The organism is Streptomyces sp. MK37H (genome assembly GCF_018035285.1).
In the GTDB taxonomy this organism is placed as follows: domain Bacteria; phylum Actinomycetota; class Actinomycetes; order Streptomycetales; family Streptomycetaceae; genus Streptomyces; species Streptomyces endocoffeicus.
Genome location: NZ_JAAAYH010000308.1, coordinates 1 through 10,942, shown reverse-complemented (window position 1 = coordinate 10,942; position 10,942 = coordinate 1). Strand labels below are relative to the sequence as shown.

General features: G+C 71.8%; 11 protein-coding genes. 8 read left to right on the top strand and 3 right to left on the bottom strand.

Features of this window, described 5'->3' with window-relative positions:
* The 4 genes from GWI24_RS31780 to GWI24_RS31765 form a co-directional block, all read left to right on the top strand.
* Nucleotides 1–485, top strand: a 485-nt coding sequence (locus GWI24_RS31780; protein WP_210949477.1) for a GNAT family N-acetyltransferase, incomplete at its 5' end; no start/stop codon positions are given.
* Nucleotides 486–554: 69 nt separating this feature from the next.
* Complete coding sequence (locus GWI24_RS31775) at nucleotides 555–1,814, top strand: MBL fold metallo-hydrolase (protein WP_210949475.1); 1,260 nt, start codon at nucleotides 555–557, stop codon at nucleotides 1,812–1,814.
* A gap of 218 nt (nucleotides 1,815–2,032) precedes the next feature.
* Nucleotides 2,033–2,902 carry a chitosanase gene (locus GWI24_RS31770; RefSeq protein ID WP_210949473.1) on the top strand — a complete coding sequence of 290 codons (870 nt, stop codon included), beginning with the start codon at nucleotides 2,033–2,035 and terminating at the stop codon, nucleotides 2,900–2,902.
* A gap of 97 nt (nucleotides 2,903–2,999) precedes the next feature.
* Entirely contained in the window at nucleotides 3,000–3,725 is a 726-nt protein-coding gene (locus tag GWI24_RS31765) for an alpha/beta fold hydrolase (RefSeq protein ID WP_210949471.1), read from the top strand.
* Between the two features lie 20 nt (nucleotides 3,726–3,745).
* On the opposite strand, the gene GWI24_RS31760 is transcribed toward GWI24_RS31765, so the two are convergent.
* From GWI24_RS31760 to GWI24_RS31750, 3 genes are all read right to left on the bottom strand, one after another.
* On the bottom strand, nucleotides 3,746–4,438 hold the full coding sequence (locus GWI24_RS31760; RefSeq protein WP_210949469.1) for a gamma-glutamyl-gamma-aminobutyrate hydrolase family protein: 693 nt from the start codon (nucleotides 4,436–4,438) through the stop codon (nucleotides 3,746–3,748).
* 118 nt (nucleotides 4,439–4,556) lie between these two features.
* Complete coding sequence (gene eat, locus GWI24_RS31755) at nucleotides 4,557–6,053, bottom strand: ethanolamine permease (protein ID WP_210949467.1); 1,497 nt, start codon at nucleotides 6,051–6,053, stop codon at nucleotides 4,557–4,559.
* A 126-nt stretch (nucleotides 6,054–6,179) separates the two neighbouring features.
* Complete coding sequence (locus tag GWI24_RS31750; protein WP_210949465.1) at nucleotides 6,180–6,932, bottom strand: FadR/GntR family transcriptional regulator; 753 nt, start codon at nucleotides 6,930–6,932, stop codon at nucleotides 6,180–6,182.
* Nucleotides 6,933–7,054: 122 nt separating this feature from the next.
* Between GWI24_RS31750 and GWI24_RS31745 the strand changes: the two genes are divergently transcribed.
* The 4 genes from GWI24_RS31745 to GWI24_RS31730 all read left to right on the top strand — a co-directional run.
* On the top strand, nucleotides 7,055–8,422 hold the full coding sequence (locus GWI24_RS31745; RefSeq protein WP_210949463.1) for a glutamine synthetase family protein: 1,368 nt from the start codon (nucleotides 7,055–7,057) through the stop codon (nucleotides 8,420–8,422).
* Between the two features lie 11 nt (nucleotides 8,423–8,433).
* Nucleotides 8,434–9,816 carry an aldehyde dehydrogenase gene (locus GWI24_RS31740; RefSeq protein ID WP_210949461.1) on the top strand — a complete coding sequence of 461 codons (1,383 nt, stop codon included), beginning with the start codon at nucleotides 8,434–8,436 and terminating at the stop codon, nucleotides 9,814–9,816.
* A gap of 1 nt (nucleotide 9,817) precedes the next feature.
* Nucleotides 9,818–10,600 (top strand): 3-oxoacyl-ACP reductase, encoded by a 783-nt coding sequence (locus GWI24_RS31735; RefSeq protein WP_210949459.1) that lies wholly within the window; start codon nucleotides 9,818–9,820, stop codon nucleotides 10,598–10,600.
* 69 nt (nucleotides 10,601–10,669) lie between these two features.
* Nucleotides 10,670–10,942: DUF2510 domain-containing protein (locus tag GWI24_RS31730; protein ID WP_210949458.1), on the top strand; the 273-nt coding region annotated here is incomplete at its 3' end.

Sequence of the window (10,942 nt, the reverse complement as noted above, 5' to 3'; positions counted from 1 at the left end):
GGTACGAGGGGTTCGCCCGCGAGACCGACGCGCTGAGGGACGATGTCACGGCGCAGGTGGACGACAAGCTCGGCCATGACGGGATCACGGTGTGGGAGCTCGACGGCCGGCCGGTGGCCTGCGCCGGGATCAGCCGTACGATCGCCGGCATGGCCCGGGTCGCCCTGGTCTACACCCCGCCCGAGCTGCGCGGACGCGGCTACGCGGGCGCCGCCACGGCCGCCGTGAGCGGGGCCGCGCGGACCGCCGGGGTGAAGGAGGTCCTGCTCTTCACCGATCTCGACAACCCCACCAGCAACGCCCTCTACCAGCGTCTCGGCTATCGCCCGGTGGAGGACCATCTGGTGCTGTCCTTCTCCGCGGCCGAGCGCACCGTCCCCGCGACCGAACGCGCCGTCCCCGGGGCCAAGGACACCGTCCCCGCGGCCGAGGACACCGTCTCCACGGCCGAGCGCGCCGTTCCGGAACAAGGTCCCCCCTCGTAAGAGTTGTGTCATTGCAGCCCAACGGCACCGTGCGTTGGAGTGCTCCCGCCCTCTCACCCTGGAGGCCCCGTGACCGGCTCCCACCCGACACGTTCCCGGCTCACCGCCGCCCTGCGCCCCGCCGCCTTCGGAGCGGATCCCAGTGGGGAGCGGATGGAGCGCATCCGGAGGTCGCCGAACTTCGCGAACGGTGTGTTCGTCAACCCGGTGGGGGCCCGTACCGCCCCGTCCGGCTCGATGCTGAAGTTCGCGTCCACCTACTTCCGCAAGGAGGAGCGTGTCCGCCGGGCCCCGGCCGGGACCGTGCCGGTGCACCCCACCACCGTCGCCGATCTGGCCGCCCCGCCCGCCTCCGGCCTGCGGCTGACCTGGATGGGGCACTCCAGTGTGCTGGCGGAGATCGACGGGCGGCGGGTGCTGTTCGACCCCGTCTGGGGGCAGCGCTGTTCGCCCTTCTCGATGGTGGGGCCCAAGCGATTGCACCCGGTGCCGGTGCCGCTGCGGGAGCTGGGGCCGGTGGACGTGGTGGTCATCTCCCATGACCACTACGACCATCTGGACATGCCCACGATCCGGGCGCTGGTGCGGAGCCACGCGATGTTCGTCGTCCCGCTCGGGGTGGGGGCTCATCTGGAGCGCTGGGGCGTCCCGGCCGAGCGGATGACCGAGCTGGACTGGCACGAGTCCACCGAGGTCGCCGGGCTCACGCTCACCGCCACCCCCGCCCGCCACTTCTGCGGTCGCGGGCTGCGCAACACCCAGCACACCCTGTGGGCCTCCTGGGTGGTGGCCGGTTCCGGGCGCCGGATCTACCACAGCGGCGACACCGGTTACTTCCCCGGTTTCGCGGAGATCGGCGCGGCGTACGGGCCGTTCGACGCGACCATGATCCAGATCGGTGCCTACTCCGATTACTGGCCGGACATCCACATGACCCCCGAGGAGGGTATGCGGGCCCATCTCGATCTCCAGGGCGGGGACCCGGCGCGGGGGATCATGCTGCCGATCCACTGGGGCACCTTCAACCTCGCCCCGCATCCGTGGGAGGAGCCCGCCGAGGGCACGGTGACGGCGGCGAAGGAGGCCGGGGCCAATGTGGCCGTTCCGCGTCCTGGCCAGCCGTTCGAGCCGGGGCGCGGGCTGCCGCTGGAGCCGTGGTGGCGCGCGATCGCGGCACGGCCGGTGACGGAGGTGCCGGCCGCGGCCGAGGGCGCGGCCGAGCCGGCCGTTCCCGCCGGACCGTCCGGCGCCGGGGCGATCGGGGCGACCGGAAAGCGTCCCGGGGCGACTGGCGGCGCGGACCCCGCGATGCCCATCCCCCAGTCGTAACACGGGGGTTGGGGCCGCCTCCCGAGGCGGTACGGCACGGGTCGCTTCTTTGTCGAATGGCGCTGAATGGCGTCGAAACCCTTGTGGTGGACACGACGCGCTCGCTTGAATGGTTAGGAAAGGTTCCTAACGGATCGTCTCAGGACTCGGGGCTGCCCCGGCGCGCCCTGGGGCGGCCGCGCGCACTTCCCCCACAGTCGACAAGGAACGGAGTCCCCATGTCCCCCATGCACAGGAGGATCGGCCTCGCGGCCGTGGCCGTCACGGTACCGGCCGCGCTCGTCTTCACCGGCGTCGGAGTCGGGCAGGCGTCCGACCACCTGCCGTCCTCGTCGGACGTGCGCCACACCCACTCGGCGCACAAGCTCGCGGCGGCGAGCAGCCTGGACGACCCGGCGAAGAAGGAGATCGCCATGAAACTGGTCTCCAGCGCCGAGAACTCCTCGCTCGACTGGCGCGCCCAGTTCAAGTACATCGAGGACATAGGCGACGGTCGCGGCTACACCGCCGGCATCATCGGATTCTGCTCCGGCACCGGCGACATGCTGGAACTCGTCGAGTACTACACCCAGCAGAAGCCCGGCAACGTCCTGGCCAAGTACCTCCCCGCGCTGCGCGAGGTCAACGGCGGCGACTCCCATGACGGCCTGGACCCGAACTTCACCGAGGACTGGAAGAAGGCCGCCGCCGACAAGGCGTTCCAGGACGCCCAGGAGCACGAGCGCGACCGCGTCTACTTCGACCCGGCCGTCAAGCAGGGCAAGGGCGACGGCCTGGGCGCGCTCGGCCAGTTCATCTACTACGACGCGATCGTGATGCACGGCCCCGGCGACAGCGAGTACAGCTTCGGTGGCATCCGTAAGACCGCCCTGTCCAAGGCCAAGCCCCCGGCGCAGGGCGGCAATGAGACCACCTACCTCAACGCCTTCCTCGACGCCCGTAAGGAGGCCATGAAGAGCGAGGAGGCGCACAGCGACACCAGCCGCGTCGACACCGAGCAGCGGAAGTTCCTCAACGAGAAGAACTTCGACCTGGCGCCCCCGTTGAAGTGGCAGGTCTACGGCGACCCGTACGAGATCAACTCCTGACCGCCGCGCCGGTCCCCGCTTGCTAAGCGGGACACTGTCCCATATCTTCAATCGGGACAGTGTCCCGTTTATTTGCGCGCGGATGGAGAGCAGAGCCATGTCGACATATCTGCTGGTGCACGGTGCCTGGCACAGTGGGCAGTGCTGGGAGCGGGTGGTCCCGTTGCTGGCGGCGGCCGGACATCGGGTGGTGGCGCCGACGCTGACCGGCTACGGCGACACGGCGCATCTGGCCGGCCCGGAGGTGGGTCTGGATACGCATGTCGACGACATCGTCGGGCTGATCACCGGAGAGGACCTCACCGACGTGGTGCTCGTCGGGCACAGCTACGCCGGGCTGGTCATATCGTCCGCGGCCAACCAGGTCCCGGAGCGGATCGGGCATCTGGTCTATCTCGACGCGATGGTCCCGGAGGACGGCGAGAGCGCGGCCGATGTCCAGCCCATCAGCCAGGCCATGATCGACCAGGCCGTGGCGTCCGAGAGCGGCTGGCGGGTTCCGCCGCCGGCCGAGATGGAGCCGCCCCGGGGTCTGTTCGGGGTCACCGAACCGGCGGATGTGGCGTGGCTGCGGTCGATGCTGTCGGATCAGCCGGTGCGCTGCCTCCAGGAGCCGGTCCGGCTGGACAACCCGGCCGTGAACGCGATCCCGCGGACCCACATCCACTGCGTCGCCAATGTGCCGGAGGGCATCATCCGGCGGCCCGTCCCCGCGATCCAGCCCAACGGCACCCCGGCGCAGGTGTGGGAGCTGGAGACCGGCCACGACTGCATGATCACCATGCCCGCCGAACTCAGCGAACTGCTGCTCAAGCTCGGCTGAGCCGGTCCCTTCTCGGCTTCTCAGCCCGACGCCGCCTCCACCAGGGCGCGCATGACGCGTACGTCGTCGCCCGCCTCCGGATGCCACTGGACGCCCAGCACGAACGCCTCCGCGTCCGGCAGCTCCACCGCCTCCACCGTTCCGTCGTCCGTGGCGTGGGCCGAGGGGGTCAGGCCCTTGCCCAGGTGGGCCACGGACTGGTGGTGGAAGGTGGGCACGGACACCGGCTCCGGGAGGATCCCGGCGAGGAGCGTGCCCGGGACCGGCTTCACCTCGTGGTGGTCGAAGACGCCGGGCCGGCCCACGTGGCCGTCCAGGTGCTGGACGAGGGTGCCGCCCAGGGACACGTTCAGGAGCTGGTGGCCGCGGCAGATGCCCAGCAGGGGAGTGCCCGACGCGAGGGCCGCCTCGATCAGGGCCAGTTCCCAGGCGTCCCGCTCCCGCGCGGGCGGCCCGGTGCGCGGCTCAACCTCGGCCCCGTACCGCACCGGTTCCACATCCGGGCCGCCGGAGATGACGAGCCCGTCGAGGCGGGAGACGACGGACGCGGCGGCGGCCGGGTCCTCGTCCGGTGGCAGCATCGCCGCCAGGCCGCCCGCGCGCTGGACGAGCAGGTGGTAGCCCGAGGGCAGCAGCGCGGCGGGGAGGTTCCACACGCCCCAGCTCGCCGAGGGTTCGAGATAGGTGCTGACGCCGATCAGGGGCTTGGACACCGGGGACTCCGATCTTCATGGATCTGCTCGGTCGCGGGACGGCGCTCGGCCGCGGGGACCGTTCTCCGTCGCGGGACGGTTCCCGGCCGTGGGACGGTTCTCCGCCGTGGGAATGGTCTCAGTCGCGGGACAGTTCCGCCTCGGCCTCCGCCAGCGCCGCGAACTCCTCCTCCGGCGCGGCCGCGACCAGGCGGTGGCGGCTGTAGAAGGCGAAGTAGGCCAGCGCCACCGCGTAGACGCCGAGCGCGATGAAGGCCGCGTCCTTGTCCACCAGGAAGGTGGCCACCAGCGCCGAGCAGGCCAGGACGAAGGCGAGGGACGACGTCACCGTGCCGCCGGGGGTGCGGTAAGGGCGCTCCAGGCCGGGTTCGCGGCGGCGCAGGACGATGTGGGAGAGCGACATCAGGGCGTACGAGATGGTGGCGCCGAAGACCGCGGTGTTGAGCATCCGGGCGCCGTCGCCGGTCCACGCCGCGAGGGCGAAGCCGATGGCGCCCGGGACCAGCAGGCCCAGGAACGGGGCCTTGCGGCTGCTGGTCAGCGAGAGGAAGCGGGGCAGATAGCCGGCCCGGGAGAGGGCGAACAGCTGGCGCGAACCGGCGAAGATCAGGGAGAAGAAGGAGGCCACGAGCCCGGCGAGGCCCGCGTAGTTGACGATCCGGGACAGCACGGTGGCCTTGCCGTCCGGCTGCAGCGCCTCGACCAGCGGATTGCCCGCGTCCTGTATGGCGTTCGGGCCGCGCGCCCCCGTCGCCGCGAGGAAGGTGAGCAGGGCGAGGAGCAGCAGGATGCCCATGGACCAGGCCATGGCCTTCGGCAGCGTACGGGCCGGGTCCCGGGTCTCCTCGGCCGCCAGCGGCACCCCCTCGACCCCCAGGAAGAACCACATGCCGAAGGGGAACGCCGACCAGATGCCGAGCAGCCCGAACGGCAGCCAGGAGCTCGAGCCGAAGGAGGAGTGGTCCGCCGGGATGTCGTTGAGCGAGCCCGCGTCGAAGTCGGTGAGGGCGCCCACGGCGAAGATCAGCAGCGCGGCGACGGCGATGGCGGTCACGACCAGGCTGAACCGCAGGGCCTCGCCCACGCCCCACAGATGGATGCCGATGAAGATGACGAAACACGCCAGATAGACCGGCCAGCCGGACTCCAGGCCGAAGAGCCCGAGCGACTCGACGTAGTCACCGATGAAGATGGAGATGGCGGCGGGCGCCAGGACGTACTCGATGAGGATCGCCGTGCCGGTGAGGAAGCCTCCCCAGGGGCCGAGGGCGCGCCGGGCGAAGCCGTAGCCGCCGCCCGCGGTGGGGAGGATCGCGGCCAGTTCCGCCAGGGCGAACACCATGCAGGCGTACATCAGGCCCATCAGCAGGGCGGCGATGGCGAGACCGCCGAAGCCGCCCTCCGCCAGGCCGAAGTTCCAGCCCGAGAAGTCGCCGGAGACGACATAGGCGACGCCGAGGCCGGTCAGCAGCAGCGGGCCCGCGCTGCCGCGCCGCAGGGTGCGGCGCTCCAGATACGCGTCCTCGGGGGATGGCGCCGGGCCGCCGCCCGGCGGGGCGCCGCCGACGGAGGCGCTGGCGGATTCGGTGCGGGCGGACTCGGTACCGTCGGCCATGGGGGATACTCCTGCTCCACACGAGGGGGCGATGGCAAAGGTGTGGGGCCATACCTTTGCCTTCCGGTCGGCGATGCGCAAGACCTCTGCGTAAAACCGTGGTTAAGGACCCCCGGGGCCAACCGGTCAGACCAGGAAGCCGCGCAGCAGCGCCGCCGTGCCCTCGCAGTGCTCCCGCATCACCTCGCGCGCCCCGTCCGCGTCCCCGTCCAGCACCGCCTCGACCAGCGCCCCGTGCTGGGCCTGGGAGTGCTCGAGGTTCTTGACCAGCAGCGGAATGCAGTCCAGCAGGTCGTTGACGGTCGCGCGGACGGCCGCGTACTGGGCGGCCAGCGACGGTGAGCCCGCCAGCTCCGCGAGCGTGAGGTGGAGCATCGTGTCCAGGCGCCGGTAGTCGGCCAGCGGGGCGTCCCGCGTCGCGTCCAGGGCCGCCCGCAGCCGCCGCGCCTGCCCCTCGTCCAGCCGGTGCGCGGCACACAGCCCCGCCGCGCCCACCTCCAGGACCTCGCGGAACCGCAGGGTGTCCTCGACGTCTACCGCCTCGACCCGGCGCCGCAGCTCGTCCTCGCCGCCGCCCTCGGCGGGCTCGGGCCTGGCCCGGACGAAGGTGCCGCCGTAGCGGCCGCGGCGGCTCTCCACCAGCCCCTGGTCCTGGAGCACCTTCAGCACCTCGCGCAGGGTCACCCGGCTGATCCGCAGCCGGTCGGCCAGCTCCCGCTCGGCCGGGAGCCGGCCGCCGTCGGGGACCAGCCCCAGCCGCAGCACCTGGAGTATCTGCTCCAGCGCCTCCTCGAAGCCGTTCCCCGCGCGCACCGGGCGCAGCACCGGCGCCAGCCGGTCGTCCGCCGCGCTCCCGCGCCCACTCCCGCTCTCGCTCATCGAACCGTCCGCACCTACTTCCCAACCAATGGTCTGCGGTATTACCTTAAGGCCACCCCACGCCCCCAAGCCCTCTCCGAACTCTCCGTTCCCCCGCATTCTCCGACGCAGGAGGCCCCACCGTGGCAGACCGCACGCCCCCGCTCTCGGTTGACGAGCTGACCAGACTGGTCGCCGCCGGGGAGATCGACACCGTCGTCCTGGCCTTCACCGATATGCAGGGAAGGCTCCAGGGCAAGCGGTTCGCCGCCAGCTTCTTCCTCGACGACGTCCTGGCACACGGCACCGAGGGCTGCAACTACCTCCTCGCCGTCGACACCGAGATGAACACCGTCGACGGCTACGCCATGTCCTCCTGGGAGCGCGGCTACGGCGACTTCGCCATGCACGGCGACACCGCCACCCTGCGCCGCACCCCCTGGAACCCCGGCACCGCCCTCCTCACCGCCGACCTCGCCTGGCACGACGGCAGCCCGGTGGTCGCCTCCCCGCGCCAGATCCTGCGCCGCCAGCTCGACCGGCTCGCCGAGCGCGGCTGGACCGCGTACACCGGCACCGAGCTGGAGTTCATGGTCTTCAGGGACAGCTACGAGCAGGCGTGGAACACCGGCTACCGCGGGCTGACCCCCGCCAACCAGTACAACGTCGACTACTCCGTCCTCGGCACCGGCCGGGTCGAGCCCCTGCTGCGCCGCATCCGCAACGAGATGGGCGCCGCCGGGATGACCGTCGAGTCGGCCAAGGGGGAGTGCAACCTCGGCCAGCACGAGATCGCCTTCCGCTACGACGACGCCCTGACCACCTGCGACCAGCACGCCGTCTACAAGACCGGCGCCAAGGAGATCGCGGCCCAGGAGGGCATGGCGCTCACCTTCATGGCCAAGTACGACGAGCGCGAGGGCAACTCCTGCCATATCCACCTCTCGCTGCGCGACGAGGCCGGACACCCCGTGCTCGCCGACGACGACGGCGAGTACGGCATGTCGAAGACCATGCGCCACTTCCTCGCCGGTCAGATCGCGGCGATGCGCGACTTCACCCTGCTCTACGCGCCGAACATCAACTCCTACAAGCGGTTCCGCCCCGGCTCCTTCGCGCCCACCGCCGTCGCCTGGGGCCCGGACAACCGCACCTGCGCGCTGCGGGTCATCGGCCACGGCCCCTCCCACCGGCTGGAGAACCGGCTCCCCGGCGGCGATGTCAACCCGTACCTGGCCGTGGCCGGGATGGTGGCCGCCGGGCTCCACGGCGTGGAGCAGGAGCTGGAGCTCCCCGAGGTCTGTACCGGCAACGCCTACACCGGCGATGCCGAGCACGTCCCGACCTCGCTGCGCGACGCCGCCGAGCTGTGGCGGAACAGCCCCATAGCGCGGGCCGCCTTCGGCGACGAGGTGGTCGAGCACTACCTCAACATGGCGCGCGTCGAGCAGGACGCCTATGACACCGCCGTCACGGACTGGGAGCGCTTCCGGTCCTTCGAGCGCATGTGAGGAACCAGCGAGTGAGCACCGAACACCCCCACGAGCACCACATCCTCAACCCGGCCACCGAGGAGGTCGTCGCCACCGTCCCCGCGGCCACCCCGGACGAGGTGGCCGCCGCCGTGGCCCGCGCCACCGAGGCGCAGCGCGGCTGGGCCGCCCTCGCGCCCGCCGACCGCGCGCGGCTGCTGCGCCGCTTCGCCGCCGCCGTGGACGGGCACATCGAGGAACTGGCCGCCCTCGAGGTCCGCGAGGCGGGCCATCCGATCGGCAACGCCCGCTGGGAGGCGGGCAACGTCCGCGATCTGCTGGACTACGCGGCCGGGGGAGCGGAGCGGCTGAGCGGCGCACAGATCCCGGTGGCCGGCGGTCTGAACGTCACCTTCCATGAGCCGCTGGGCGTGGTCGCGGTCATCGCGCCGTGGAACTTCCCCATGCCGATCGCCGCCTGGGGCACCGCGCCCGCCCTTGCCGCCGGGAACGCGGTGGTCCTCAAACCGGCCGAGACCACCCCGCTCACCGCGCTCCGGCTGGCCGAACTCGCCCTGGAGGCGGGCCTGCCCGAGGGGCTCTTCCAGGTGCTGCCCGGGGCCGGGCCGGTCGCGGGCGCCGCGCTGGTCGAGCACCCCGGCGTCGCCAAGGTCGTCTTCACCGGCTCCACGGCGGTCGGCAAGGAGATCATGGCCAAATGCGCCGCGGACGTGAAGCGGGTGACCCTCGAACTCGGCGGCAAGAGCCCGAACATCGTCTTCGCCGACGCCGACCTCGAGCGCGCCGCGGCCGCCGCGCCCGGCTCCTTCCTGGACAACACCGGACAGGACTGCTGCGCCCGCAGCCGCATCCTGGTCCAGGCATGCGTCTACGACCGGTTCATGGAACTGCTGGCGCCCGCCGTGACCTCCTTCGCGGTCGGCGACCCGGCCGACCCCGCCACCGCCATGGGCCCGCTGATCTCGGCCGCCCAGCGGGAGCGCGTACGGTCCTACGTACCCGAGGACGCGCCCGCCGCGATCCGCGGCGAGGCCCCGAAGGGCAAGGGGTTCTGGTACCCGGCCACCGTGCTGGAGGCCACCGGCCCCGGGGACCGCACCGCCGTGGAGGAGATCTTCGGCCCGGTCGCGGTCGTCCTCCCCTTCGAGGACGAGGCCGACGCCGTACGGCTGGCCAACGCCACCGACTACGGCCTGTCCGGCTCGATCTGGACCCGTGACGTGGGCCGCGCGGTCCGGGTCTCGCGCGCCGTCGCCGCCGGGAACCTGTCCGTCAACTCGCACAGCAGCGTGCGGTACGCCACCCCCTTCGGCGGCTACAAGCAGTCCGGCCTGGGCCGGGAGCTGGGCCCCGACGCCCTTGCCGCCTTCACCGAGACCAAGAACGTCTTCATCAGCACCGAGGAGCAGTGACGTGACCGAGACCCCCGTGTGCCGCCGTCTGGTGGGCCGTACCGCCGTCGTCACCGGAGCGGGCAGCGGCATCGGCCTGGCCACCGCGCGCCGCCTGGCCTCCGAGGGCGCGCAGGTCGTCTGCGCCGATATCGACGAGAGCGCGGGCAAGGCCGCCGCCGACGAGGTCGGCGGGCTCTTCGTGCGGGTGGACGTCACCGACCCCGAACAGGTCGAGGCGCTCTTCAAGACCGCCTTCGACACCTACGGTTCGGTGGACATCGCCTTCAACAACGCCGGGATCTCCCCGCCCGACGACGACTCGATCCTCACCACCGGGCTCGACGCCTGGAAGCGGGTCCAGGAGGTCAACCTCACCTCCGTCTACCTGTGCTGCAAGGCGGCGCTGCCGTACATGCGGCGGCAGGGCCGGGGCTCCATCATCAACACCGCCTCCTTCGTGGCCGTGATGGGCGCCGCCACCTCCCAGATCAGCTACACCGCCTCCAAGGGCGGGGTGCTGGCCATGTCCCGCGAACTGGGCGTGCAGTTCGCCCGCGAGGGCATCCGGGTCAACGCGCTGTGCCCGGGGCCGGTCAACACCCCGCTGCTGAAGGAGCTGTTCGCCAAGGACCCGGAGCGGGCCCAGCGCCGGCTGGTGCACGTGCCGGTGGGCCGGTTCGCCGAGCCGGAGGAGATCGCCTCCGCCGTGGCCTTCCTGGCCAGCGATGACGCGTCCTTCGTCAACGCCGCCGAGTTCCTCGTGGACGGCGGGATCGCCGGGGCATATGTCACGCCGTTGTAGTCCGGGTGCGTAGTCCTGCCATCCGCGGTGTACGGACCCCATCCCTGGCCATAGGCTGACCGTGTGACCATGAACACGCCCCCCGGCTGGTACCCCGATCCCGGTTACGCAGGTAACGGCCCCGCCATGGAACGGTGGTGGGACGGCTCGGCCTGGACCGAGTACACCCGTGATGCCTCGGGCGCCGCGGACCCGGCCTTCGGCCCGCCGCCGCCCCCCTACCTGCCGGGGCGGCAGGGGGGACACGGCCACAGCCGGGGCCGGGGCCCGAGGATCGCGGCGCTCTCCGTCGCCGTGGGCGTCGTCGTCGCCGCGATCGTCGGTGGCATCGTGCTGCTGGGC